We start from the raw sequence: 2,945 nt of genomic DNA, 5'->3' as shown, positions 1-2,945 counted from the left end.
ACTCATGAAAATATTAACCACATAAACAAAAAAATAGAAATTAAATCAGTTTGAAGTATTTTTTATTTTAAGAAGAAAAGTTCAAATAGCAATGCAACATATTGATTAGGTTAAACTAATTCCATTCAGTCAAAATGAAAAAACCATTAAGATCATAATCTTTAAGTTAAATTATTCCTTGCTTTTAGCTTTTACTTATTATTTTATAATAGGCTACTGGCAGGAAATTAATATTACTCACAAAGTATTAGTCACCATTATCAGAACTACTCCCGAAATGATAGCTCATTTCTATGACAAACTGATGTCGCCAGAAACATATAGTTTTAAATCAGATTTTATTATAAATATTTTTGAGTGATTATTTATCAACCAGCAATTCACTATATGAGAAACAGGCTTATTGCTATGAAAAAAAACAATTCCGTAAAACCTATTGTTTTGTGGATATCATTATTATGTGGACTTTTACCTACTACCGCATCAATGGCTGATAACAGATATCAGGAACAGGGCCAGCTAAATTCACCGGATAGTTGGTTATCCTATGAGTTTAAACGCCAGTGGGGATTAACTGCTATTGGCGCACATTATGCCTATGCCCGTGGTTATACGGGTAAAGGGGTTAATGTGGGCGTTCTGGATGAAACTGTGACTCATCATGCTGAATTTGCAAATAAACTTAAAGTATTAAGTCCCGAAGATCCAGTGAACTATGATGTAGACAAATCTGGCAATATCACTTTCGGCGATCATGGGAATCATGTCTCAGGTATTATTGCGGCAAACCGAGACGGCAAACATATGCATGGTGTCGCATTTGATGCTGGCTTAATTACTGCAAAATTTTTGGATAGTAAATTTTCAGAGAACAAATATAACCGTACAGAAGCGATGATCCAGAGTAAGGCACGGATTATCAATAATAGCTGGACAGTTCCTCCAGAGCATGAAAAGGATAAATGGGGTAACCCCATACTCTGGCCGAATGGAACAGTAAAATATGATGAAGTTAGAATAAATGATGTCATTAATCATGTTGATAAATATAAGCTTAAAGAAGAACTGGATCGTTTAAGTCATTCACCAATCCCAGAAGCATTCGATAATAACTCCGCTACAGCAGGTTTATTACGTGCTGCGCGTCATGGAAAATTAGTTGTTTTTGCGGCAGGAAATACCAACAACTATAACGTCACTTGGTTAGATGCGGGTATGCCGTACTTCTTCCCTGACGTATTAAAAAATTATCTTAATGTTACCAACCTAACTCAGGAAAAGGAACTGGCTCTGTCATCAACCATTTGTGGATATACTGCCAGTTATTGTCTATCTGCACCAGGCACATACATTTACAGTAGCACAGGTAAGTTCGTTGATAAAATAAACAAAAATGCTCTAAATAAAGGCGAACTTAAAGTTGCAACTGATCCTTCCTATGGTTTCAAGAATGGCACATCAATGGCCGCACCACATGTCGCTGGTGCAGCAGCCGTTCTGATGCAACGCTTCCCTTATATGACAGCAGCCCAAATTTCTGATGTTCTCAAAACCACAGCGACAGATTTGGGTGAAAAAGGGATCGACGCACGCTATGGCTGGGGATTATTGAACCTGAAAGATGCCATTAATGGCCCGAAAATGTTTATCACGAAGGACGATATTCCTGCTGAATTTTATATTCGCGATTCCTATACCGATACACAGTTTATCGCAAACATCGTCGGTATTGGCGGCGTAGTAGAAAAAGGCACGACGGTAGAGCGCACATGTGACAGCATCGAATGTGACTATGACTACTGGAGTAATGATATTTCCGGTCACGGCGGGTTAACCAAAACCGGCAAAGGTATGTTGGAACTGACCGGTAAAAATAGCACCTATCAAGGCCCGACAATCGTTGAGCAAGGTCAGTTAAAAGTCAGTGGCGGCATTACTTCTGAAGTGATTATACATAAGGATGCGACATTAAGCGGAAATGGTACGATTGGTTCACTCATCGCTAAAACGGGTGCCAATGTTATTCCGGGTAATTTTGATTCAGTCGCAACATTGAAAGTTAGTCGCGATGTTGAATTCGAAAAAGGTTCAAATTATTGGGTTCAGGTTTCTCCCGATATCGGAGGATTAAGCGATCGTATTTACAGTGAGGGTTCAGCGACTTTACAAGGTGGCGCTGTACAAGTTTCATTCACAAATAACGATAATCTGTTTTTAAAATCAAAAATTCGCAGCTTGCTGGGTCAACGGTACAATATCCTACAAGCCAACAAGGGTATCAAAGGTCAGTTTACTGCGGTTTCACCTCATTATCTATTCATTGGCACTGAGCTGAGCTACCTTCCTGATCGTGTCATGCTGAATATCAACCGTAACGCCACCCCATTCGCCAGTGTGGCGAAAACCGCCAATGAGCGTACCATCGCCAATGCGGCGGATAAATTACATCAGGGGCATCCGGTTTATGAAAGTATCCTGATGTCGGATACGGCGGCACAGGCAAGCAAAGCCTTCCAGCAATTGTCTTCCGGCCAGATCCACGCCGATATCGCATCTGCACAAATCAACGGCAGCCGTTATCTGCGCGATACCCTGAATACCCGTTTACGTCAGGCAAATGGTGGATTGGCAAATCAGGAGATCAAGGCTGATCAAAACGGGGTCTGGGCACAGATCAGCAGTAACTGGCAACGTGCTAATAATAGCAGTGAAGCCAACGGTTATCGCATGTCTAACTACGGCGTATTTCTGGGGGCAGACCGGGAAGTAGCCAATGACCTGCGTCTCGGTATGGCTACCGGTTTCACCCGCTCTTCCCTGCGTGGTGGTGATAATATAGCTAAATCAAAATAATTAGACATATTTTACATGCGTCATAAACAGTTCATCAATTGAACACCTTTCTCGTCTTCTTATCGCTTTGACTTCAGCCCATTTCGGTTCGA

The 2,945-nt window shown here is 41.0% G+C and carries 1 protein-coding gene; it reads left to right on the top strand.

Annotated elements, in window-relative coordinates; all coding sequences use genetic code 11:
* Window positions 1–408: 408 nt before the first annotated feature.
* Entirely contained in the window at window positions 409–2,853 is a 2,445-nt protein-coding gene (locus AACX68_RS05940) for a S8 family serine peptidase (protein ID WP_228860813.1), read from the top strand.
* Window positions 2,854–2,945: the final 92 nt, after the last annotated feature.

It is taken from the genome of Xenorhabdus sp. PB61.4 (assembly GCF_963894935.1).
Taxonomy (GTDB): Bacteria; Pseudomonadota; Gammaproteobacteria; order Enterobacterales; family Enterobacteriaceae; genus Xenorhabdus; species Xenorhabdus stockiae.
This window is presented reverse-complemented; position numbering and strand designations above follow the sequence as displayed.

Bases quoted from the DNA above. Each gene is read 5' to 3' on its own strand.
- AACX68_RS05940 (WP_228860813.1), top strand. From the start codon at position 409: ATGAAAAAAAACAATTCCGTAAAACCTATTGTTTTGTGGATATCATTA.